Annotated in this window: 23 protein-coding genes; 16 read left to right on the top strand and 7 right to left on the bottom strand. The window is 66.1% G+C overall.

The genetic code is table 11. The annotated features are described in order from the left end of the window. The first annotated feature begins 60 nt into the window (after positions 1-60). The 5 genes from AC6LKD_RS07620 (at position 61) to AC6LKD_RS07600 (ending at position 6,145) form a co-directional block, all read left to right on the top strand. The gene (locus AC6LKD_RS07620; protein ID WP_498115700.1) at positions 61-1,143 is read left to right on the top strand and encodes an ABC transporter substrate-binding protein; all 1,083 of its coding nucleotides are present in this window, start codon (positions 61-63) and stop codon (positions 1,141-1,143) included. A gap of 36 nt (positions 1,144-1,179) precedes the next feature. Then, on the top strand, positions 1,180-1,998 hold the full coding sequence (locus AC6LKD_RS07615; RefSeq protein WP_013392091.1) for an ABC transporter ATP-binding protein: 819 nt from the start codon (positions 1,180-1,182) through the stop codon (positions 1,996-1,998). A 12-nt stretch (positions 1,999-2,010) separates the two neighbouring features. Continuing rightward, positions 2,011-4,239 carry an alpha-ketoacid dehydrogenase subunit alpha/beta gene (locus AC6LKD_RS07610; protein WP_498115699.1) on the top strand — a complete coding sequence of 743 codons (2,229 nt, stop codon included), beginning with the start codon at positions 2,011-2,013 and terminating at the stop codon, positions 4,237-4,239. 28 nt (positions 4,240-4,267) lie between these two features. Beyond that, complete coding sequence (locus AC6LKD_RS07605) at positions 4,268-4,720, top strand: VOC family protein (RefSeq protein ID WP_013392093.1); 453 nt, start codon at positions 4,268-4,270, stop codon at positions 4,718-4,720. 63 nt (positions 4,721-4,783) lie between these two features. After that, the gene (locus AC6LKD_RS07600) at positions 4,784-6,145 is read left to right on the top strand and encodes an alpha/beta fold hydrolase (protein ID WP_498115698.1); all 1,362 of its coding nucleotides are present in this window, start codon (positions 4,784-4,786) and stop codon (positions 6,143-6,145) included. 23 nt (positions 6,146-6,168) lie between these two features. Here the strand turns inward: AC6LKD_RS07600 and AC6LKD_RS07595 are convergent, their stop codons facing one another. Next, positions 6,169-6,615: a hypothetical protein gene (locus AC6LKD_RS07595; RefSeq protein ID WP_498115787.1), complete on the bottom strand. Its 447-nt coding sequence runs from the start codon at positions 6,613-6,615 to the stop codon at positions 6,169-6,171. 420 nt (positions 6,616-7,035) lie between these two features. Here AC6LKD_RS07595 and AC6LKD_RS07590 point away from each other — a divergent pair, with 420 nt between their 5' ends. Continuing rightward, positions 7,036-7,239: a cold-shock protein gene (locus AC6LKD_RS07590; RefSeq protein ID WP_006217928.1), complete on the top strand. Its 204-nt coding sequence runs from the start codon at positions 7,036-7,038 to the stop codon at positions 7,237-7,239. Between the two features lie 41 nt (positions 7,240-7,280). Next, positions 7,281-7,538 (top strand): hypothetical protein, encoded by a 258-nt coding sequence (locus tag AC6LKD_RS07585; RefSeq protein ID WP_013392096.1) that lies wholly within the window; start codon positions 7,281-7,283, stop codon positions 7,536-7,538. Positions 7,539-7,553: 15 nt separating this feature from the next. Here the strand turns inward: AC6LKD_RS07585 and norR are convergent, their stop codons facing one another. Beyond that, positions 7,554-9,077, bottom strand: coding sequence for a nitric oxide reductase transcriptional regulator NorR (norR, locus tag AC6LKD_RS07580; RefSeq protein WP_498115696.1), 1,524 nt, complete (start codon positions 9,075-9,077; stop codon positions 7,554-7,556). Between the two features lie 152 nt (positions 9,078-9,229). Here norR and ytfE point away from each other — a divergent pair, with 152 nt between their 5' ends. Beyond that, entirely contained in the window at positions 9,230-9,910 is a 681-nt protein-coding gene (gene ytfE / locus AC6LKD_RS07575) for an iron-sulfur cluster repair protein YtfE (protein ID WP_013392098.1), read from the top strand. A gap of 75 nt (positions 9,911-9,985) precedes the next feature. After that, positions 9,986-10,396 carry a hemerythrin domain-containing protein gene (locus AC6LKD_RS07570; protein ID WP_013392099.1) on the top strand — a complete coding sequence of 137 codons (411 nt, stop codon included), beginning with the start codon at positions 9,986-9,988 and terminating at the stop codon, positions 10,394-10,396. Between the two features lie 3 nt (positions 10,397-10,399). Here AC6LKD_RS07570 and AC6LKD_RS07565 read toward each other — a convergent pair whose 3' ends face one another. Continuing rightward, the gene (locus AC6LKD_RS07565; protein WP_498115694.1) at positions 10,400-10,708 is read right to left on the bottom strand and encodes a DUF1272 domain-containing protein; all 309 of its coding nucleotides are present in this window, start codon (positions 10,706-10,708) and stop codon (positions 10,400-10,402) included. Positions 10,709-10,879: 171 nt separating this feature from the next. Here AC6LKD_RS07565 and AC6LKD_RS07560 point away from each other — a divergent pair, with 171 nt between their 5' ends. From AC6LKD_RS07560 to AC6LKD_RS07530, 7 genes are all read left to right on the top strand, one after another. Continuing rightward, complete coding sequence (locus AC6LKD_RS07560) at positions 10,880-11,797, top strand: DUF808 domain-containing protein (protein ID WP_498115693.1); 918 nt, start codon at positions 10,880-10,882, stop codon at positions 11,795-11,797. A gap of 223 nt (positions 11,798-12,020) precedes the next feature. Further along, the gene (locus AC6LKD_RS07555; protein ID WP_498115692.1) at positions 12,021-12,890 is read left to right on the top strand and encodes an alpha/beta hydrolase family protein; all 870 of its coding nucleotides are present in this window, start codon (positions 12,021-12,023) and stop codon (positions 12,888-12,890) included. A gap of 61 nt (positions 12,891-12,951) precedes the next feature. Beyond that, a complete protein-coding gene (locus tag AC6LKD_RS07550) occupies positions 12,952-13,896 on the top strand; it encodes an ABC transporter permease (RefSeq protein WP_013392103.1) in 945 nt (314 codons plus the stop codon). Beyond that, positions 13,893-14,714, top strand: coding sequence for an ABC transporter permease (locus AC6LKD_RS07545; RefSeq protein ID WP_013392104.1), 822 nt, complete (start codon positions 13,893-13,895; stop codon positions 14,712-14,714). Before AC6LKD_RS07550 ends, AC6LKD_RS07545 begins: the two co-directional genes overlap by 4 nt. Next, complete coding sequence (locus tag AC6LKD_RS07540; RefSeq protein ID WP_498115691.1) at positions 14,711-16,366, top strand: ABC transporter ATP-binding protein; 1,656 nt, start codon at positions 14,711-14,713, stop codon at positions 16,364-16,366. The genes AC6LKD_RS07545 and AC6LKD_RS07540 overlap by 4 nt, the downstream gene beginning before the upstream one ends. 90 nt (positions 16,367-16,456) lie before the next feature. Then, positions 16,457-17,077 (top strand): GntR family transcriptional regulator, encoded by a 621-nt coding sequence (locus AC6LKD_RS07535; protein ID WP_088138933.1) that lies wholly within the window; start codon positions 16,457-16,459, stop codon positions 17,075-17,077. A gap of 186 nt (positions 17,078-17,263) precedes the next feature. Next, the gene (locus AC6LKD_RS07530; RefSeq protein ID WP_013392107.1) at positions 17,264-18,823 is read left to right on the top strand and encodes an ABC transporter substrate-binding protein; all 1,560 of its coding nucleotides are present in this window, start codon (positions 17,264-17,266) and stop codon (positions 18,821-18,823) included. Positions 18,824-18,925: 102 nt separating this feature from the next. Here the strand turns inward: AC6LKD_RS07530 and AC6LKD_RS07525 are convergent, their stop codons facing one another. The 4 genes from AC6LKD_RS07525 to AC6LKD_RS07510 form a co-directional block, all read right to left on the bottom strand. Then, complete coding sequence (locus AC6LKD_RS07525; protein ID WP_498115690.1) at positions 18,926-19,921, bottom strand: Bug family tripartite tricarboxylate transporter substrate binding protein; 996 nt, start codon at positions 19,919-19,921, stop codon at positions 18,926-18,928. A 43-nt stretch (positions 19,922-19,964) separates the two neighbouring features. After that, a complete protein-coding gene (locus AC6LKD_RS07520) occupies positions 19,965-20,891 on the bottom strand; it encodes an allantoinase PuuE (RefSeq protein ID WP_498115689.1) in 927 nt (308 codons plus the stop codon). A 25-nt stretch (positions 20,892-20,916) separates the two neighbouring features. Then, the gene (locus AC6LKD_RS07515; protein WP_498115688.1) at positions 20,917-21,414 is read right to left on the bottom strand and encodes an ureidoglycolate lyase; all 498 of its coding nucleotides are present in this window, start codon (positions 21,412-21,414) and stop codon (positions 20,917-20,919) included. Position 21,415: 1 nt separating this feature from the next. Continuing rightward, the coding region (locus tag AC6LKD_RS07510) for a GntR family transcriptional regulator (protein ID WP_498115687.1) at positions 21,416-22,452 on the bottom strand (1,037 nt) is incomplete at its 5' end.

The raw sequence follows: 22,452 nt of genomic DNA, 5'->3' as shown, positions 1-22,452 counted from the left end.
AAGAGGAGGGCGTAGAGGCAGGCGGTGCAGTTGGCGGCATTCCATACTGGAGAGAGACAGATGAAACACTACAAAGGCCTCAAGGCCTTGGCAGCGCTCGTGATCGGGTGCTGGCTGGGGGGACCCGGACAGGCGGCGGCCCAGGCCGCGCCCGCGGGCGCAGAGTTGTTCACCATCCGCATCGGCCAGCAGCCGCAGCGGTGGGCGCTGGAGTGGTACATCGCCAGCGAGAAAGGCTGGTGGCAAGAGGTGGGCCTGAAGCCGGAGATCTCGACCTTCGCCTCCGGCGCATTGGAGATCGCGGCGGGCGCGTCCGGATCATGGGACGTGGGCGGGGCGGGCAATATTCCGTCGCTGCTGGGGGCGTCGAAGTACGGCTTGCAGACCATAGGCCTCGCCGACGGCGAGGCCGCCATCATCACGCTGATGGCCACCAAGGACCGGGCCGACGAATACCTGAAGAATCCGGCGCTGCTCAAGGGCAAGACCATTCCCGTCACCAGCAACTCCACCGGCCAGTGGGGCGCGGCGGAATGCCTGTCCAGGAAGTTCGGGCTCAAGCCCGAGGACTATCGCTTCGTCAATCTGTCTCCGCCCGACATCAACGCGGCGGTAATGAGCGGCAAGTACGACATTTCTTCGGTATGGGCGCCCAACACCTACATCCTGCAAGAGGCCATAGGCGCAAAAGTGATCTGCACCGGCGCCGAACTGAAGATGCCGATCCACAGCTACCTGTTCACGACGCCGGCATTCGCCAAGCAGCATCCGGACAAGGTTGCCCGCTTCCTGGCGGTCTACTTGCGCGCGGTGGCCTGGCAGCGGGCCCATCCCGAAGAGGCGAGGGCCTACCTGAAAGCCTTCTTCGGCAGCGTGGGCGTGAAGTTCCCGGACAAGTACCTGGAGCAGGAACTGCGCGACCGGCCCGCCTTCGACCTGGCGGAGCAGACCAAGCTGTTCGCGCCCGGCCCGGGCGGTACCTCGGAGATGGTCGGCTGGTGGAACAGCGTGGGGGAATTCATGGTGTCCGCGGGCGTGGTCAAGAAGATCCCCGATCCCAAGACCATGGTGACGGGCAAGTATCTGCAGATGATCCAGGACGATCCCAAGCTCAGGGCCTTCGTCGCCGATGTCGCGAAGTAGGCCTGCGGCCGCGGCTCTCAATAAAGGAACGCAAGCATGAGTCAGATTACTTTCGAACGGGTGCAGCGCACGTTCAGCCGTGGCGGGGAAAGCTTCCTGGCCCTGGATGACGTGAGTTTCGAGGTGGGCGAGCGGGAGTTCGTTTCCATCGTCGGGCCGTCGGGCTGCGGCAAGACCACGCTGATGCGCATGGCGGCCGGCCTGGAGTTTCCCTCGGCCGGCAGCGTGCGTGTGGGCGGCAAGGAAGTCGAGGAACCTGGCCCGGACCGCGCCGTCGTGTTCCAGCAGTTCGCCTTGTTTCCCTGGAAGACCGTGACCGAGAACATCGGCTTCGGCCTGAAGTGCAAGGGCGCTACGCGCGAGGCGCGGGCCAAGACGGTGGCGCGCTACATAGAACTGATGGGCCTGTCGGGTTATGAGCAGGCCTATCCGCACCAGCTGTCCGGCGGCATGCAGCAACGCGTGGCCATCGCCCGCAGCTATGCCCTGGACCCCGACGTGCTGCTGATGGACGAGCCCTTCGGCGCGCTGGACGCCCAGACCCGCGTGGTCATGCAGGAAGAACTGGTCAAGCTGTCGCGGCTCAATCCGCGCACCGTGCTGTTCATCACCCACAGCGTGGAGGAAGCGGTGTACCTGTCCGACCGCGTGGTGGTGCTGACGGGCCGTCCCGGGCAGATCAAGGAAATCATCAACGTGGCCGACGTGCGCAAGCGCGAGGCCTGGGACAGCATGGAGCGCATCGAGGACGTGATGGACATGGAGGCGTTCGTGCATTTGCGCACGCACATCTGGAAGCTGCTGCGCGCGCAGGAGACCGAACCGCTGGACGCCGCCCTGGCCGCGGCCCACTGAAGGGAAGCATCGATGAAGCATATCAATGAAGGCGCGGCGCCCGCCGCGAAGACCTCGCGGCTTGCCGCCCTGCATACCGAGACGCCTTGGTGGCGGCTCAGCGCCACCGCCGCGGACGCGCAGGCCATCGAGCCGCGCGAAATGGTCCGCATGCTGGAGCAGCTGATACTGATCCGGCGCTTCGAGGAAAAGCTCTTGAAGCTGAGCGTGGGCGGTATCCTGCATGGTCCGGCGCATTCCAGCATCGGCCAGGATGGGGCGGCCGTGGGCGTCATGTCGATGCTGGAGTCGGCGGACAAGATCAACGGCACCCATCGCATGCACCACCAGTTCCTGGCCAAGGCGCTGAACCACGCCACGCCGGCGGATTATTCGCCGCTGGCCTCGGATACGCTGGACGCCCACCGCGACGTGGTCTATCGGACCTATGCCGAGATCCTGGGCCTGACGCCAGGCTATTGCGGCGGGCGCGGCGGCTCCATGCACCTGCGCTATCCCGAGGCGGGCATCTATGGCTCCAATGCCATCGTGGGCGGCAACCCTTCGCACGCGGTGGGCTACGCCTTCGCCGACAAGCTGCGCGGGCGCGATCACGTGTCCGTGGCCTTCTTCGGCGACGGCGCCATGCAGAGCGGAGCGGCCTACGAGGCCATGAACCTGGCGGCGCTCTACAACACGCCGACGATATTCTTCGTGGAAAACAATCTGTACGCGGTGTCCACGCACGTGTCGGAGCAGACCCGCGAAACCCGCCTGTCGGCGCGCGGCCTGTCCCTGGGCGTGCCGGCCATCGAGTTCGACGGCATGGATGTCGTCGCGGCGCGCCTGGCCATGCAGGAGGCTCGCGCCATCATCCGCCGCGACCGCGGGCCGGTGTTGCTGGAAGCGCAGACCTACCGCTACCTGCACCAATCTGGCGCCCTGAAGGGCAGCGCTTTCCGCTACCGCGACAAGGACGAGGAAGAGGCCTGGGGCGTGCGTGATCCCATTTCGACCTTCCCGGCGCAGCTGAAGTCGCTCGGCCTGATCGACGACGCCGGCATGGTCCGCCTGGAAGGCCGTGCCGACGAGTTGATAGACGGCGCGCTGGACCGGCTGCTGGAGAACTATGGCGACGAGGCCGCGCAGCGTATCCGCCCCGAACTGTGGCCGGATCCGGCCAGCGTGGACAGCGGCATCCGCGGCGACCTGGGCGAGCTCAAGGGCCTGCGTGCCGTCGAGCTGGAGGAGCAGGCGCCGGCCGATCTGGCGGACGCCAAGTTCCAGGACGTGATCTCGCGCGCCATGCTGCTGAATATGCAGCGCGACGACGGCATCTTCATCCTGGGCGAGGACGTGCATCGCCTGAAAGGAGGCACGGCCGGCGCCACCAAGGATATCGGCGACCATTTTCCGGACCGCCTTATCGGCACGCCGATCTGCGAGAACGGCTTCACCGGCCTGGCGCTGGGGGCGGCCTTGAACGGCATGCGCCCGGTGGTGGAGATCATGTATCCCGACTTCGCGCTGGTGGCGGCGGACCAGTTGTTCAACCAGATCGCCAAGGTGCGGCACATGTTCGGCGGCAAGTTCGCGGTGCCCGTGCTGGTGCGCAGCCGGGTCACGGCCGGCACCGGTTACGGCTCGCAGCATTCCATGGACGCCAGCGGCTTGTTCGCGCAATACCCGGGATGGCGCATCCTGGCGCCGTCGCGGCCTTACGACTACATCGGGCTGCTCAACGCCGCGCTGCGCTGCGACGATCCGGTCCTGATGGTGGAATACAACGACCTGTTCAAGCAGGTGGACAAGGTGCCCGCAGCAGATTGGGACTACATCGTGCCCATCGGGCGGGCCCGCGTCGCGCGCGACGGCGCGCGTTGCACCATCCTGACTTACGGCGTCATGGTCGATATCTGCTGCCAGGCCGCGGAGCGAACCGGCATCGATGCCCAGGTGATAGACCTGCGCACGCTGGATCCGCTAGGCATCGATTGGGAAACCATCGCGGCGGGCGTCAAGCGCACCCAGGCGCTGATGATCGTGGAGCAGACCACGCGCGGCACTTCGATCGGCTCGCGGGTGGCGAGCGAGGCGCAGTCCCGGCTGTTCGACTGGTTGGACCACGAGATCGTGCACGTCACGGGCGCCAATTCCTCGCCCGTGGTTTCCAAGGTGCTGGAGCGCGCGGCGCTGGCGGATGCGCAGGCCGTGGAGACGGCGCTGCGGTCCCTGGATAGCCGCCGCGGCGGTTCACGCTGACGCAGGCGCTCGCGCCTGGGAGAGACAAATGCTCAAAGACAAATTGCTTGCCACGCACCATACGGCTGTCTGCGTCAATGATTTCGAGCGCGCGCGGAATTTCTACACCGGCTTCCTCGGTTTCGAGCTGGAGGGGGAAATGGACCACCGCTGCGAGCCCGCGCTGGGCGAAGTGGTCGGCCTGCCGGGCGCGACCATACGCTGGGCCATGCTGCGCCACGGCGGGTACCGGGTCGAGCTGTTCAAGTACTACACGCCCGACGGCGACAAGCAGCCGCGCCGCCAATGCGATTTCGGCTACAGCCACATGGCTTTCGAGGTGGCGGATGTGGATGCGGTGTATGAGCAGGCGACGCAGGCCGGCTACGAGAGCGTGTCCTCGCCGCGCGTCATGCGGCAAGGGCGTACCAAGGTGTTCTATCTGATGGAGCCTGAAGGAGCCATTACCGAGTTCATCCAGTTCATGAACCCGGCCGCCTGACGCCGCGCTGGCACAAGGCGCTCCGAATACTTGAGGGGCGCATCGGATTTCGAAGGAACAAGCATGACGAGAACGCTGGATATGGTCGTCCCGCCGACGGGCGAGGCCCTGGACGCGGCCCGCCTGGTCGCCTGGATCGTGACGCCAGGCCAGGCCTTCAAGGCCGGCGACGTGCTGGTCGAGATCGAAACGGACAAGTCCATCATCGAGGTGCCCGCGCACGATGATGGGGTCATGGTGGAGCATCTCGTCGCCGTGGACGGCATCGTGAACGCGGATACGGTGATAGCAAGAATCCAGATGGAAGGCGAGGGGACGCCAGTGCCGGCTCCGCGTGCTGCCGTGGCGGCGCAGTCTGCTTCCGCCAAGCCCGCAGGGGCTGCGCAGGCGGATGCGCCCGCTGCCACGCAGGGGCCGGCGGTGTCGAAACCAGCACCGCAGCCGGCGGAGATCTCGCCGCCAGCTGCGCGCAAGTTTGCCACTCCCGCCGCCCGCCGCGTTGCGGCCGAGCGAGGCATCGCGCTGGACGGGGTGCAAGGGTCGGGCCCGAACGGCCGTGTGACCGTGGCGGACGTCGGGCAGGCAGGCATTGATGGACAGGACCGCATGCAGGCCCGAGGGGCGCCGGGAGAAAAGCGTGAGGTTTGGGCTTCCACACGCCACGGCGATGTTCGCGTGACCCTGTGGGAAGGAAGCCGTGCCGGCAGCCAGACCGCCGTGCTCATCCACGGCATGTTCGGCGACCGCGACGCCTGGGCCAGCCTGGCGCACGCGCTCAGCCGCGCCGGACTGCGGGTGCTGGCCATGGATCTGCCTTGCCACGGCGCCACGCGCTCGCAGGCGACGCACTTCGAGCATGTGGTGGATGCGGTGGCCGATACGGTCACGGCCCAATGCAACGGTTCCGTGACGCTGATCGGCCATTCCTTCGGCGCCGCCGTGGCAGCCCGGGCCGCGTCCCGGCCCGGCATGGCCGTGGACGGCCTGATCCTGATCGCGCCGGTCGGACTGGGCACGGAGATCGATCAGAGCTTTCTCACGGGCATGACGCATGCCGGCACCAACGAGGCCGCGCAGCGCGAACTGCAGAAGCTCACCGTCTCCGGCATGACGCCCTCGGGCAACTTCATCGACGCCTTGCGGCAAAGCACCCAGGCGCGGCGCGAACCGCTGATCGAGCTGTGCAGGGCAGTGGGCTGGAATGGCGTGCAGCAACTGAGCATTGTCGAGGATCTGGCCAATCTTGCCTGCCGCTGCACGCTGATTCACGGCCGGCGCGACGCCGTCATTCCGTGGCGTCACGCCCTGAATGCGCCGCCGAGGACCGCGCTGCATCTGCTGCCGGACGCCGGCCACATGCCGCAATGGGAAGCCGGCAAGCTGGTGGCGGATATCGTGTTGGATGCGGTGGCGGCGGCGCGCTGAGCCGCCGCGCTGGTCTTCCCGGCCTAGCGCCCGAACTTCAGCGACACGTCGACATGCGTGCCGCGGTCCAGATCGGCTCCAGGGGAGAAAGTGGATTCCGGCAGGCTCATCAGTTCCTGCCCAGTATCCCCGGCTTTTATCCGCCGCGCGATGTCGTCCAGCAGAAGCGTGCGCGTGGCAAAGCCGTGGCCTCGCAGGTTCCTCGCGTACAACCGGTAAGTCAGGTTGGGCTCGGACCCTTTCATCACGCCCAGGTCGAGCACCGCGCCCTGTTCGTCACGCAGCAGCAAGCGTCCCGGCCGGGCGTAAATGCGGTAAATGCGCCAAGGCGATGAGATGGCTGCGCGCGAGGGTTGGAAATCCGTGTGCGCATTGTTTTTGCGTCCCCCGCTAGCCGGCGCCGAACTGTGGGGAAGAAACTTGACGCATGCATGGGCCAGGCGTGCGAAGGTTTTTTTTACTGCGCTCACGCGCTGCATGCCGGTTGAACTTTCATAGCCGTACTCCATTATGGCGATACGGCGAGGCGACGCGCGTTCAAAGCACCATTCGCGCAGCATACGCGTTCAATCCTTGACGGCGTGGGAAAAAGGCAAAGGCGTTACGTAATTGGGATGCTCGTTACGTATCAGCGGGAAATAGGCGGAAAGCCGGAAGTTAATGCTGCTGAAAATACCCGGAGTATCGGCCTATGTGTTAACGGGGTGGTAATTGGAAACGCGCATTGACTTTCGCCGACCCTGCACCCATAGTGGGTTTGAAGCTTTTCGAGCATCGAGATTTTCGTCCGGTCTTGCTCCCTTTCCGGGGCGCTTCATTGTTCGCGGTCCTTTCCTTGACTGGCTTATCCACCGTCGCGGGCGCAGCCCCGCATTTAAAAGGAAGGACTCATGGAAACCGGCATAGTCAAATGGTTCAACGACGCCAAGGGCTTCGGCTTCATCATGCCCGAAAACGGCGGCAAGGATCTGTTCGCGCATTTCTCCGAAATCGTCAGCGACGGCCACAAGGTGCTGGTCGAGAATCAGCGCGTCAGTTATGTGACCGCGCAGGGCGCCAAAGGGCCTCACGCCACGCAGATCCGCGCTTTATGAGTAAAGGGCCGCAAGGCCCTTTTATCAAGTAGGGGGGGTTCATGTTTCACAACAATATGGTCTACAAGGGCTATCGGCTGACAGCCAGCGTGTCGCGGATTTCAGTCGGAGGCTCTGGACGGCCTGCGTTTACCGCCACGGTGGCCGTGGAGCTCGCGGGCAACCAGGACAAAACGGGCGTATCCCACGCCGTGCCTTTGTTTGCTTCGGGCGGCTTCGTTTCCAGTCCGGGCATGGCGGTGGACGCCGCGATCCATCATGGCCGCGTCGTCGTTGACGCGCACGCCCGGCCTGCGTGAGCCGCCAGCCGCGCCTCAGCCCTTCAGCCCGATGCGTCGCGCCAGCTTGTGCAGATTGCTGGCATCCACGCCCAGCGCGCGCGCGGCGTGGGCCCAATTACCTTGATGCGACTCCAACGCCCGACGGATGGCCTGCCGTTGGCAGGCATCGACCGCTTCCCGTAGCGTCTGGTCCGGCCCGACGGACGCGTCGGCATCGTCCTGCGGCGCCGCCACGGGCATGTCGCCATCGGACAAGTCCAGCAGCTTGGCGCCCAGGGTCACGATCTCGTTGCGCGTGGCGCCATGGCTGACGGCCTTGATGGCGGCGCGGCTGATGACGTGTTCCAGTTCGCGCACATTGCCGGGCCAGCGGTAGCGGCGCAGCATGTCCTCGGCTTCGGGCGACAGCCGGAGGCTGCGCAGGCCCAGGCGCGCGCGGTTCAGTTCCAGGTAGCGGCCGGCCAGCAGCAGCACGTCGTTGCCGCGGTCGCGCAGCGGCGGGATGGGGATGGGATAGACGGACAGCCGGTGATAGAGGTCGGCGCGGAAATCGCCCGCGCGCACCAAGTCGCGCAAGCTGCGGTTGGTGGCGGCCAGGATGCGCACGTCGACGCGGCGCGGGCGGTCGTCGCCCAGGCGCTGGATTTCGCCGTTCTGCAGCGTGCGCAGCAGCTTGGCCTGCACCAGCAGCGGCAGTTCGCCCACTTCGTCCAGGAACAGCGTGCCGCCGTTGGCGGCCTCGAAGCGGCCTGGGCGGTCCGCGACCGCGCCTGAGAACGCGCCCTTGGCGTGGCCGAACAATTCGCTTTCGGCCAGCGATTCGGGCAGGGCGGCGCAGTTCACATGCACCAGCGGCTTGTCGCGGCGGCGTGACAGGCGGTGCACGCGATGCGCGAACAGTTCCTTGCCCACGCCGGTTTCCCCCAGCAGCAGGATAGGCAGTTCCGAGTCCGCCACCACCTGGATTTCGTGCAGCAGGCGGCCGATGGCTTCGCTTTGCCCCAGAATCTCGTTGTTGTCGGCGACGGCGCTGTCGGCCGGTTCGGCGCCGCGCGCCACGCGCAGCGCCCGGATTTCCGCTTCCAGCCGTGTTGTGCGCAAGGCGGCTTCCAGCAGCACGATGTAATCGCGCAGATCGGACTGGGCCTCGGCGTCGAAGGTGCCGACTTCCAGCGCGTCCAGCGTTAGCACGCCCCAGGGCCGGCCCTCGATGTGCAGGCTGGTGCCCATGCAATCGTGCACCGGCAGCGGTTCGCCGGCCATGCCGTTGATCAGGCCGTCATAGGGATCGGGCAGGGTGCTGTCGTGGTGAAAACAGGTGACGCCGCGCCGCGCCAGGATGGCCGCCAGCCGTGGATGCTGCTGCACGGCGAAGCGGCGGCCCAGGGCGTCCTGCGTCAGGCCGTCCACCGCGATGGGGCGCAAGTGGTCTTCTTCCAGTTGCAGCAGGGCCACGGCGCCGCAGCGGAAGTGGGTGCGCAGGCTGGACACCAGCCGCTGCAGGCGGACGGCGGGAGGGAGATCGGCGACCAGATCGGCAAGCAGCAGGTTTTGCATGGGTGAATTTTACCGTCCCGGGGTGGTTTGAACCGTGGTTTTCCAGGGTCATATTCACCCTTTAATTTGCAATTCATTGATAAATAGCAAGTTTTTCCTGGCACGGTTTTCGCATTAGCTCCAGTACCCGTCACGAACTATGGAGAGACGCGATGAGCATGGTTGAGCAATCCCTGGGGCAATTGGCCCGCAGCATCCCTGGCGCCACGCAGGTGTTTCATGAGTACCAGCTGGATTTCTGCTGTGGCGGCAAGAAGAGCCTGGCCGAGGCGGCGGCTCAGCGTTCGCTGGACGCGGCGCAGATCGAGGCGCGCCTGATGGAGCTGGCGCGCACCCCGTCGCAGGAAACGGATTGGGGCCTGGCTACGCCGGCCGAACTGGTGGACCACATCCTGGCGCGCTACCACGAGGTGCATCGCCAGCAATTGCCCGAATTGATCCGGCTGGCGCTGAAGGTGGAGCAGGTGCACGCCGACAGCCCCGACTGCCCGACCGGCCTGGCCGACCACCTGCGCGTGATGCAGCAGGAACTGGAAAGCCATATGCAGAAAGAGGAACAGGTGCTGTTCCCGATGCTGGCCCGCGGCCATGGCGCCATGGCGACCATGCCCATCATGGTCATGCGCACGGAGCATGACGACCATGGCGTGGCGCTGGAACGGCTGCTGGCGCTGACCAACGACATCACGCTGCCGCGCGCCGCCTGCAACACCTGGCGGGCGCTATACCTGGGCCTGCGCACCTTCAAGGAAGACTTGATGGCGCACATCCACCTGGAAAACAACATCCTGTTCGAGAACGCGGCCAATCCCACGGCGCATGCGCGCAATTGAACGGGGCTGCGGACGATTCCGCAGCAAACCGCGAGCGGGGCGTCGGCCCCGCTGCTTCCGTACGGAAATCCAGGCATGAACATCGATAAATTCAAGCAGCAGCATGTGGACATCCTGCAGGGCATTGCGTCCCTGCGCCGGTTGGCGCATGCGGGCGTGGCCCGCAACGCGGCCGAAATCGCGCGCGGCATTGTGTCCATGAGCGCCACGATCAAGCTGCACCTGGCGGTCGAGGACCGGGCGCTGTATCCGGCGCTGGCGCGCAGCGACGATACTGACCTGGCACAGGCGGGCCGCGCATTCCAGCAGGAAATGGATGCGATCGCGCGCAGCTACGAGGCATTTGCGCGGCGCTGGAACAATGCCGGCAGCCTGGAGCTGGACGAAGCCGGCTTCCGGGCTGACGCCAATACGGTGCTGCGCCGCGTCCATGAACGCATGCAGCGCGAGAACCGCGATCTCTATCCCCGCATCGAGGCGCTGTAGCGGCTAGCGGCGTTCCGGCGGAATGCCGTCCAGGCTGCGCCGCAGCGCCTCGTGCGCGGCCAGGTCGACCGGGCGATGCTTGCGCTCCGCGCTGGCCGGGTACTTGCCCAGGAAATTCCCGCCCTTGCGGTCGCTGGCGGGACGGACCGGGCGGGGCGTGAAGCCGCCGCCGCAATTGGGGCAGACGTTGCCCAGCAGCCCCTCGGCGCAAGCGGCGCAGAAGGTGCATTCAAAGCTGCATATCCGGGCGGCGGCGGAGTCTGGCGGCAGCGCCGTATCACAGTGTTCGCAACTGGGTCGCAAGGCAAGCATATGGGCTCCTGGGGCAAGAGACGGGTCCAGGCGCCAGGGTAGGCCGGGACGTCCGGCGGCGCCATCGGGGTTACGGACAGAAAAGAAGTGAAAACGGCCAGGCGCACAGCGTTTGGCGGACGGTGGCCGCCTGTACACTCGAAAATCCTTTTGAGGGACAGGGGATACTTGATGGCCGGAAGCAGCTTCTTCGCACTGTTCGACGATATCGCGACCATATTGGACGACGTGTCCGTGATGACCAAGGTGGCGGCCAAGAAAACGGCCGGCGTGCTGGGCGACGACCTGGCGTTGAACGCCCAGCAGGTCAGCGGCGTGCCGGTCAACCGGGAACTGCCCGTCGTCTGGGCGGTGGCCAAGGGCTCCTTCATCAATAAGCTGATCCTGGTGCCGGCGGCGCTGCTGATCAGCGTGTTCGCGCCTTGGGCGGTGACGCCCTTGCTGATGCTGGGGGGCGCATTCCTTTGCTATGAGGGCGTCGAGAAGCTGGCGCATAAGTTCCTGCCGCACGGCGATTCGGACGAGGGCAATCACGCGGCGCGCGCCGAAGCCCTGCAGGATGCGTCGGTGGACATGGTGGCCTTCGAGCGCGACAAGATCAAAGGCGCGATACGCACGGACTTCATCCTGTCGGCGGAAATCATCGTCATCAGCATGGAGGCGGTAGCTGACGCGGATTTCACCCGCCAGGTGCTGGTGCTGTCGATCATCGCCATCGCGATGACGGTCGGGGTCTACGGCCTGGTGGCCGGCATCGTCAAGCTGGACGACCTGGGCCTCTACCTCAGCCAGAAGTCGTCCCAGGCCACGGCCTGGCTGGGCCGGCGCATCGTGGGCGCGGCGCCCTATCTGATGAAGACGCTGTCGGTGGTGGGCACCGCCGCCATGTTCATGGTGGGCGGCGCCATCCTGACTCACGGCATCCCGCCGGTGCAGGCCGCCGTCGACCAGGCCGCCGCCGCGGTGGGCGGGGGCGGGGTGGTGCAGGCGCTGACGGCCACGCTGCTCAACGCCTTGTTCGGCATCGTGGCCGGGACCGTGGTGCTGGGGGTGGTCAGTCTGGCCAAGCGGCTGTTCAAGAAGGACTGAAGCGAGGAAAGGCTGAAACGCGCAGGCGCCGCCCCGCAGAGCGGGCCGTGCCTGCGCCATCCAGGGAGCGCCGAGGCGCTCTTTTTTTACGCCCCTAGGGAATCCCCTGCCTTGTTGCGCCGGAATACGTGCGCCTAAAATTGGCGCCAATTTATGTGATCATTATTTCGACCACCGGCATAAACCATGCGTCCGCCCGCGCGGCCATGGAAACGAGGAAACCATGCAGTCCAACGCAGCACTCGCCATCCAGCCCGACGCCGCCCGCGCGCGGGCCATGTACGACCTGGGCCACAGCACCGTCTTTGCCGCCCGCTCCGACCCGCGCTTTTCCTATTGCACCTATGTGCCGCCGCACATCGACAGCGCCAGGCATCCGATGCAGTTGGTGGTGATCATGCACGGCACCGGCCGCGCTTTCGTGGAATACCGCGACGCGTTCGCGGAGTTCGCCCGCTGGAACGACTGCATCGTGCTGTGCCCGCTGTTCCCCGTGAGCCCGCTGGGCGACGGCAACCGCGACGGCTTCAAGCAATTGCGCGAAGGCGACATCCGCTATGACGAGATCCTGCTCGACATGGTGGCGGAAGTGGGCGAGAAGTTCGGCTGCGATTTCTCGCGCTTCGGCTTGTTCGGCTACTCGGGCGGCGGCCAGTTCGTGAACCGTTACGCCTACCTGCACCCGGAAAGCCTGTGGGCGGTGTCGATCGGCGCGCCGGGCTCGGTCACGCTGCTGGATCCCAGCCAGGATTGGTGGGTGGGCGTGCGCGACGCGGAGGCCCGTTTTGGCAAACGCATCGACATCGAAGCGCTCAAGCAGGTGGCGGTGCACATGATCGTGGGCAAGGCCGACCTGGAAACCTGGGAAATCACCCATCGCGAAGGCGGCAAGTTCTTCATGCCCGGCGCGAACTCGGCGGGCAACACGCGCCCTGAGCGTCTTGAGTCGCTGCGCCGTTCGTTCGAAGCCCAGGGCGTGAACGCGGTGCTGGACGTGGTAGAAAACGTGCCGCACGACGGCCTGAAATGCGTGGGCCAAGTGCAGGACTTCCTGGCCTCCGCCTTGCGCAAGCTGCGACATGAAGGCAACTGAGACCGGCGGACGCGGCGCTTGCGGGCATCCGCGGGTCCGCGACCAGGAATAGGAGAGGGGCATGCTGCGTTTCGCGCTATCCCGTATCGTCATGGCCATACCGACACTGCTGATCGTGGCGGTGGCGGTGTTCGTGATGATCCGGCTCATACCGGGCGATCCTGCCCAACTGCTGCTGGGAGACCTGGCAACGCCGGCCGCGCTGGCCGACCTGCGGGCGCGGCTGGGGCTGGACCAGACCTGGCTGACCCAGTTCGGCATCTGGTTCGGCAATATGCTGCACGGGGATCTGGGTTCGTCCATCAACACCGGCCAGCCGGTGCTGCCGCTGGTGTGGGACCGCTTCCTGATCAGCGGCCGCGTGGTGCTGGTGGCGGTGCTGTTCGCCGCGCTGGTGGCGGTGCCGGCCGGCATGATCGCCGCCTGGAAGCAGAACAAGGCGCCCGACCTGTTCCTGGTGGGCGCGGCCACGCTGCTGGTGTCCATTCCGACCTTCTGGCTGGGCCTGCTGCTGCTGATCTTCTTCGGCCTCAAGCTGCAATGGCTGCCGGTGGTGGGCTATGTCTCCATCGGCGAGGACTGGAAGGCCGGCCTGCTGTACCTGGCCATGCCCATCCTGACCCTGTTCCTGCATGAAATCGGCGTGCTGATGCGCATGGCGCGGGCCAGCACGCTGGAAGTGCTGCGGCTGGACTACATCACCCATGCGCGCGCCAAGGGCCTGTCGGAATCCGCGGTGCTGATGCGCCATGCGTTCCGCAACGCCTTCGGCCCGACCTGGACGCTGATCGGCCTGGTGCTGGGCAACCTGCTGGGCGGCATCGCGGTGGTGGAGACCGTGTTCACCATTCCCGGGCTGGGACGCCTGCTGGTGGACTCCATCTTTGCCCGCGATTACCCCGTGATCCAGGGCTGTCTGTTGTTCGTGGGCGTGGTCTACGTGATCGTGAACCTGTTCATCGACCTTTGCTATCCCCTCTTTGACCCGAGAGTGACCGCCGAATGAAAAAGCGAATTGCAGCCAACGCGCTATTGGGCGGCGCTATCGTGGCGCTGATGATAGTGGCGGCCGTCATGGGCGCTTTCTGGACGCCGCATGATCCGCTCAAGATCAACTTCGTGGCGCGGCTCAAGCCGCCCGGCGGCGAATTCCTGCTGGGCACGGACGAGTTCGGGCGCGACGAGCTGTCGCGCCTGCTGGCCGGGGCGTCCAGCAGCGTCTGGATCAGCCTGCTGACCGTGACCTTCGCCATCGTCGCGGGCACCCTCATCGGCACGCTCACGGGCTTTGTGCGGGGCTGGACCGACCGCATCATCATGGCCTTCAACAATGCGCTGCTGGCATTCCCCGGCCTGCTGCTGGCCTTGGGCCTGCTGGCGGTGGTGGGCGCCAACAAGTACGGCATCATCCTGGCGCTGGGCCTGGCTTACACGCCTTCGGTGACGCGCATCGTGCGCGGCACGGTGCTGTCGCTGCGCGAGAAGGAGTTCATCGAATCCTCGCGCGTGCTGGGCAATTCCGAGCTCTACACCATGTTCCGCCACGTGCTGCCGAATTGCGTGGCGCCGCTGACGGTGCTGGCGACCTCCATGTTCGGCTGGGTCATCCTGGCGGAAAGCGCGCTGTCCTTCCTGGGCCTGGGCGTGCCGCCTCCCGCACCCACCTGGGGCAATATGCTGGCCGCCGCCCGGCCGTTCATGGCGCAGGCTTCCTATCTTTCCATTCTTCCCGGCCTGGCCATCGCGCTCGCGCTGCTGGGAATCAATCTGCTGGGCGATGCGGTGCGAGACCGTTTCGATCCCCGCATGAGGGGCGTGCAATGAGCGCACTGGTATCGGTATCGAATCTGTCGCTGACCGTCGGCCACGGCGGCCGCGAGATCGTCAGCGGGGTGTCCTTCGAGGTGGCTCCCGGCGAGATGGTCGGCATCGTCGGCGAATCCGGCAGCGGCAAGACCCAGGCCGCCCGCGCCATCATGGGCCTGACGCCATCGCCGCTGGTAGTGGCGGGCGGCTCCATCAAGTTCGAAGGCGTCGAAGTGACTCAGGCCTCGCCGGCTGCGCTGCGCAAGCTGCGCGGCGCGCGCATCGGCATGGTGTTCCAGGAGCCGATGACGTCGCTGAATCCGTCCATGCCCATCGGCCGGCAACTGGACGAGGGCTTGAAGCTGCACCGCAAGGACCTGTCCACGGCGGCGCGCCGCGAACGCATCCTTGAAATGCTGCGCCGGGTTGGCATCCGCGACCCCAAGGGTGCGATGGAAGCTTGGCCGCACGAGTTCTCCGGCGGCATGCGCCAGCGCATGATGCTGGCCTCCGTGATGTTGCTGGAGCCGGCGCTGCTGATCGCCGACGAGCCCACCACGGCGCTGGACGCGGTGGTGCAGCGCGACGTGCTGGAACTGATGGTGGACCTGACGCGCGAACACCACACCGCAGTGCTGATGATCAGCCACGACCTGCCGATGGTGGCGCGCTACACCGAACGCATGGTGGTGATGCAGCACGGCAAGGTGCTGGAAACCGGCGCCACGGCCGCCATCCTGGAACGGCCGCAGCATCCCTATACGCGCAAGCTGCTGGACGCCATGCCGCGCCGGCTGCCGGCGCGCCAGCTGGGCAAGGAGGCGCCGATCGTCGAGGTCAAGAACCTGGTGGTGGACTACGCCGGGCACCAGCGCTTGTTCTCGCGCACCGGCGCCAAGCGCGCGCTCAACGGCATCGACCTGCACGTCAAGCCGCGTGAGGTGGTGGCGGTGGTGGGCGGTTCGGGTTCGGGCAAGACCACGCTGGGCCGGGCCATTGCCGGGCTGCTGGCGCCGACCTCGGGCCAGATCCTGTTCCGCGGCCAGCCCGTGAACCGCCGTTCGGCCTCCTGGCGCGACTACCGGCTGAATTGCCAGATGGTGTTCCAGGACCCGTACTCCTCGCTGGACCCGCGCATGACCATAGGCCAACTGGTGGGCGAAGGCCTGCGCATGCTGGACGACATGCCGGCGGCAGACAAGCGCCGCCGGGTGGACGAGGTGCTGGCCGAAGTGGGCCTGGGCTCCGAATACGCCAAGCGCTATCCCCACGAAATGTCGGGCGGGCAGCGCCAGCGCGTGGCGATCGCCCGCGCCATCGTGCGCCGTCCGGCCTTCGTCATTGCCGACGAACCGGTGTCCGCGCTGGACGTGACTGTGCGCGCGCAGGTGCTGGACCTGTTCGCCGACCTGCAGGAGCGCCACGGCTTTTCCTGCCTGTTCATCAGCCATGACCTGGGCGTGGTGGAGCAGGTGGCCGACCGCGTGGTGGTGATGCGCGACGGCGGCATCGTCGAGCAGGGCTCGCGCGACGCCGTGTTCGACCAGCCGCAGGAGGAATACACCCGCAGCCTGCTGTCGGCGATTCCGGCGCTGGAATCCACCGAAACCGGTGGCGTGCGGCTGCGTTGGCGGCTGGACCAGCAGGAGCCGTTGCGGGCCAATGCCTGAGGGGCGGGTTTCCCAGGGGGCGCTGGCGCCGTCCCCCGGGATACTTACGCATAAAATACGCGCTTCGGATTTGATAGACGGGAGTGGTCCATGCCGAAAGCGGCAACGGCACAGCCCGGCCTGGTTGATCGCATCGCCCACGATATTCAGGCGGGTGTGTACGGTCCCGGCGCCTGGCTGAAACAGATCGACCTGCAGGAACGCTACGACGCCAAGCGTCTGGACGTCCGGCGGGCGCTAGACCAATTGGCCGCCAAGCGGCTGATCGCGCACATCCCGAACCGGGGCTATCACGTCTATGCGATGGACCCGGACCAGCACCTGCAGATCCGCGACATCCGCATCCTGCTGGAAACGGGCGCGGCGGCGGACCTGATGCCCAACGTCACGGCGGCCAAGGTGCGGGCCTTGCGCACCCTGGCCGAACGCTTCGCCAAGCTGCTGCAGGATGGCACGCTGCTGGAGCAGTACGAGGTCAACCTGGCTTTCCATGCGGGCATGTATGACATGTGCCGCAACCGGGAATTGACCGCGCTGATCCAGGAAACCCGGGCCCGCGGCCCCGCGGCGCCGGCCAAGGAATGGGTGACGCGCTCGCGCATCGAGATTTCCGCGCGCGAGCACTTCGACATGGTCGACGCGCTGGAAGCGCGCGACGTCAAGCGCCTGCAGAAAATCATTGCGCAGCACGTGGGGCAGGACATCTCCTGAGACGTTTTCCGCGACTCGCGCTACGCACATGCGGCGGCCTCTTGAAACAGGGCCGCCGTTTTTCATTCCGGCGGCGCTTTCAGGGATACCCCCGATAGCGGCGTGGCGCATTCCGCCCATAATGAGCAGCTAATTTTGGCGCCAATATATGCGTGAATTTTGCGCCGCACGCCGGGGAGTCTTTGCATGCACCACGTTTTCGTACCCAGAGCGCTCGCGCTCAGCCTGGCGCTGGCCGCCGCCGGTTCGGCCCAGGCCGCGCTGCTCACCATTGCCCAGCCGGCCGACATCCGCTCGACCAACCCCGGCGTCAACCGCGACAACACCACCGACGGCGTGGTGCTGAACATCGTGGAAGGTCTGGTCGGCTACCGCGAAAACGGCACCGTGGGCCCCTTGCTGGCCAAATCCGTGGACCTGTCGGAAGACGGCCTGACTTATACCTTCAAGCTGCGCGATGGCGTCAAGTTCCACAACGGCGCCACGCTGACCTCGGCCGACGTGATCTGGAACTGGCAGCGCTACATGGATCCCAAGACGGATTGGCGCTGCCGCAGCGACTTCGACGGCCGCAACGGCCTGAAGGTGACGGACGTCTCCGCGCCCGACGCGCAGACCGTGGTGATGAAGGTGGACCGCAAGTCGGCCGTGTTCCTGGATTCGCTGGCCCGCACCGACTGCGGCATGACGGCCATCATCTCCAAGGATTCGGTGGCGGCCGACGGTTCCTGGATCAAGCCGGTTGGTACCGGCCCCTACATGTTCAAGGACTGGAAGCGCGGCGAATACACCTTGCTGTCCGCCTTCAAGGATTACGCCTCGCCTGGTGGCGACAAGCCGGACGGCTACGTCGGCTCCAAGCGTCCGCTGGTGGAGGAAGTGAAGTTCCTGGTCGTTCCCGATCCTTCGACCTCGAAGGCCGGCTTGCTGTCGGGCGCCATCGACGCCGCGCAGATCACCAACACCGACGTGGGCGAACTGAAAAGCGCGAAGAACCTGGCGGTGTTCAGCCCGCATGACGCCGTCAAGCACGTGCTGCTGTTCCAGACCGAGGATCCGGTGCTGAAGAACGTCAAGATCCGCCAGGCCATCGCCGCGTCGCTGGATATCCCCCAGGTTGTGGCCGCGGCTTCCGAAGGCCTGGGCCAGCTGAACAACTCCGCCGTCTACGCGGGTTCGGCCTATTACAAGGATGCGGAAAAACGCGGCTACAAATACGATCCGGCGCGCGCGCAGCAATTGCTGAAGGAAGCCGGCTATAAGGGCGAGCCCGTGGTCATCTACGCCAACAAGCGCGCCCACGTGCCCAGCTACCAGGTGGCGGTGATCGCGCAGGCCATGATGCAGTCCGTGGGCATCAACGCCAAGATCGAGGTGCTGGAATGGGCCACGCAGCTGGACCGCTACAACACCGGCAAGTACCAGATCAGCTCGTTCTCGTTCTCGTCGCGCCTGGACCCCTCGCTGAGCTTCGAGCAGTTCTCGGGCGACAAGGCCAAGCAGCCGCGCAAGGTCTGGGACGATCCCGCGGCGCAGAAGCTGATCGATGAGAGCTTCCTGGAATCCGATCCGGCCAAGCGCCAGGCGCTGTTCGACCAGCTGCATGCCCTGATGCTGGAACAGACGCCGATGCTGATGCTGTACAACGGCGCGGACGCCTGGGCTTCCAGCAAGCGCGTCGAAGGATTCTCGGTCTGGGAAGGCAAGCCGCGGGCCTGGGAGACCAAGGTCCGGGACGGCAAGTAAGGCGATTGTCCGCAAGGAGGAACGATATCGGCCCTGAGCGTGAACTCAGGGCCGATGTCATGCGGACGGCGCGCGCGGATCTGGATTCCGCGGGGACTGCCCTCAGTCGAGCTTGACGCCCGCCTGCTTGATCACGGCGGCCCAATCCCGGACTTCGGCGCCCAGGAACGTGCTCAGCTCGGCCTGCGTGGACGGCGCCAGGATCAGGCCCTCGTCGGCAAAGCGCTTGCGCAGCTCGGCGTTGGTCAGCACTTTCTCCAGCGCGGGTTGCAGGCGCTGCACCACTTCCGCGGGCACGCCCGCAGGCGCCATCAGGCTGTACCAGGTGGTGGCTTCCAGCCCCTTCACGCCCTGCGAGGCCGCGGTCGTCACTTCAGGCAGGGCAGGCGACTTTTCCTTGCCCGTCACCGCGGCGGCGCCGATCCGGCCGCCCTTGTACTGCGGCAGCATTTCCACCACCTGCGTGACGCCCATGCTCAATTCGCCCGAGGCCACTGCCAGCAGCACCGGCGCGCTGCCCTTGTAGGGCACGTGCACCAGCTTGCCGCCCGTGGCCAGGTTCAAGACTTCACCCGTCAGGTGGGTGATGCTGCCCGCGCCGGACGAGCCGAAGGTCAGCTTGCCCGGATCCTTGTTCGCCAGCGCGATCAGCTCTGGCAGGTTCTTCGCCTGCAGGCCGGGATTGACCGCGAACACCAGCGGACTCTTGCCCACCAGCGTGATGGGCGTGAAATCCTTCACGGGGTCGTAGTTAAGGTTCGGATACAGGCTGGGCGCAATCGCCAGCGTCGACACATTGCCCAGCAGCAGCGTGTAGCCGTCCGGCTCCGCGCGCGCCACCGCATTGGTGCCGATGGTGCCGCCCGCGCCGGCGCGGTTTTCCACGATGACCTGCTTGCCCAGCGTGTCGTTCAGCTGCTGCGACAGCGCGCGCGCCAAGGTGTCGGCCGCGCCGCCGGGCGGGAAGGGCACGACGATGCGAATGGGCTTGCTGGGATAGGCCTCGGCTTGCGCTGCCGGGCTCAGGCCCAGCGCCAGCAACCCGGCCAGGGCCGTGGCCAGCAGGCCGCGGCGATTGATTTTCTGGTACTTCGACATGCTGCTCTCCTGATGAGAAAACGGGGGCGATGCAGAAAACGAATCAGCGCGCGGCGCCTTGGGCAGCCGGATGGTGCGCATGCCAGTGGCGCGCGATGTCGGCGCGGCGGCAGACCCAGACGTCGCCATGCGCCGCCACGTGGTCCAGGAAGCGCGCCAGGCCTGCCGCGCGGCCCGGCTGGCCGACCAGCCGCAGATGCAGTCCCACGGACATCATCTTGGGAGCCGTGGCGCCTTCCTCGTACAGCATGTCGAAAGCGTCGCGCAGGTACTCGAACAGGTCCTGCCCCGTGGCCATGCCGCCGCGGATGAACTTGGCGTCGTTGTTGGCCAGGCCGTAAGGCACCAGCAGGTGGGGCTTGCCGCCGACCTGGGTCCAGTAGGGCAGTTCGTCGTTGTAGGTATCGGAGTCGTAGAGGAAGCCGCCTTCCTCGGCCAGCAGGGCGCGGGTGTTCAGGCTGGGGCCGTAGCGGCAATACCAGCCCAGCGGCCGGGAACCGACCGTGCGGGTCATCGATTCCACCGTGTGGCGGATGCGCTCGCGTTCCTCTTCCAGCGTCAGGTTCTGGTGCCGTTCCCAGCGCCAGCCGTGCGCGCACACGTCATAGCCCGCCGCCTTGATGGCCTCGCAGACTTCGGGATTGCGCTCCAGCGCCAGGCCGCAGCCCAGTATCGTGGCCGCCATGCCGCGTTCCTGCAGCAGGCGGTGGACGCGCCAGAAGCCGATCCGGCTGCCGTACTCGAACATCGACTCGGCCGCCAGGTCGCGCCCCGCGAAGCCGCCCGCGCCGCCCTCGGTCAGCCCGGTCTCGGATTCAGCATCGCCGTCCGGCACCGAAGGCTCGCCGCCTTCCTCGTAGTTGATGCACAGGTTCAGCGCCAGGCGCGCGCCGCCCGGCCATTTGGGATCGGGCGGATTGGCGCCGTAGCCGACAAAGTCGCGGCGCAAGTGCGGATGATCGGTAGTCATAGCGGGGCTAGCCATCGGTGAGAAATCAATCGGAAAGCGAAACCAGGGCGTGCGGAGCCGGCGCCTGCCAGAACTCGTCGTCATCGCCGCGGCCGGTCTGGCCCATCAGGACCAGGAACTCCGCCGGCCCCTGCAACACGGTCAGGCCGTGATGCCAGGCACCCACGCGGTAGCACACGCCCTGGCTGCCGGTCGCGAGAAACGCTTCCAGCCGCGCCATGTCGGGCAGATCGTCGGCCCCGGTAGGCGCCACCACGACCAGATAGGGCGAATCCGTCAACGGCACGAAACTCTGCGCCGCATAGCGATGGCGTTCCATCAGCCGGATCTCGACCGGCCCCGGCGGCGCCGCCTGCACCCGGCTGACCCAGCTTGCGTGCCGCACGACTTCGGGCCCATGCCGCATCGGCTCGGTCAGGTAATGGCGCCGCTCCGTGCCCTGATGCGCGATCACTTCGCCATAGGGCGCGAACGCCTCGGGCGTAAGCAGCCGCGGGCGGATCATGCGCGGCGAACCACTCATGTCACGCGCCATGGCTCAAATATCCCAGCGAATTCACATAGCTGCGCCGTACGTTCTCCAGATGCGCCGCCATCGCCTGCCGCGCGCGGGCCGATTCGCCCGACAACAGCGCCTGCACGATCGCCAGATGTTCTTCCCGCGCCTGCACCTGCCGCTGCGGCAAGCGCTCCACATCGCACATCCGCACCTGCCGCCGCGTCGCCGTGATCATGGTCGCCAGATTCCGGTTGCCGCAATACGCCGCCACCAGATCGTGCAGCGCGTTGTCGACCTCCCAATCCGACTTCTCATCCGCCGTCTTCGCATCCAGCAAGGCCTGCAGCCGCGCCCGCAGCCCTTCCAACGGCTCCGCCGGAATCCGCCCGGTCGCCATCGCCGCCGCCTCGCTCTCCAGCAGGCTGCGGATCTGCAGCAGTTCCAGCAGATCCGTCACGCCAAACGAGCGCACCACGATGGACCCGTTGGACAGCCGCTCCAGCATCCCTTCGCCCAGCAGCCGGTTCATGGCCGCGCGCAAAGGCGTACGCGACACCTCCAGCTCATCCGCCAGCCGCCTTTCCTCCAACACTTCCCCCGCCGGAATCCGGCGCGAAACGATCTGGTCCAGCAGGGTTTGATAGGTACGTTGTGTAGCGTTCATGTGTGTTGCAGCGTAAGAAAAAGGCGCGAACGACAGAGACTCCCAATTGCCGTCCCGCGCAATGGATGAGAAGGTACCCCACTGGTATCCCAAAGAGATACCAGTAGTATCCCTAATGGTTATTGCCAGTTGGCCGGCGCTAGCCCAGGTGGCGACGGAGTCGAAAAGCGGGACAGGGAAGGAAGAACTGCCCAGGGTAGAGGGCAGGCCGCGCGTGAATGCGCGAATGGCAAATGCGAACGGAAATCCGAGGGAGGTACAACGAAGAGGAACAACGAACGCGGAACAACGAACGCGGAATGACGAAGAACGGGAAAAAGACAGAATCAACACCCGCGCGCAAGCGCAAATCACCACGACGCCCCACCACCACGTAAGCTGCTTGCGGCCGCCTGCGC

The organism is Achromobacter sp. D7-1, assembly GCF_059760445.1.
Note: the sequence above shows the minus strand (reverse complement) of the source record. Positions and strands in the feature narration are given on the sequence as shown.